1 protein-coding gene is annotated in these 236 nt (G+C 40.3%); it reads left to right on the top strand.

Translation table 11 applies throughout. The features are described 5' to 3' along the window. The coding region (locus tag R0K30_RS23525; RefSeq protein ID WP_410613448.1) for a hypothetical protein at positions 1–195 on the top strand (195 nt) is incomplete at its 5' end. Positions 196–236 lie beyond the last annotated feature (41 nt).

Here is a 236-nt window from a genome sequence, read left to right as displayed (position 1 = left end):
GTGGCAACGGCAGCCACAGAAATGCAAGCAACGATTCAAGATATTTCACATAATACAGAAGCTGCAGCTAAAAAAGCTGAATCAACCAATGTAAGTGCTCAACAAGGTCAAGTTGAAGTAGAGTCAACCATTAAACATATTAATGCTTTGTCTGATTCGCTTGGTAAGGCCTCTAGCGTGGTGTCACAGCTATAAAAAGATTGTGAAACCATTGGCTCTGTACTTGATGTAATTCG

The organism is Bacillus sp. SIMBA_154 (assembly GCF_046536015.1).
GTDB lineage: Bacteria > Bacillota > Bacilli > Bacillales > Bacillaceae > Bacillus > Bacillus pumilus_P.
Note: the sequence above shows the minus strand (reverse complement) of the source record. Positions and strands in the feature narration are given on the sequence as shown.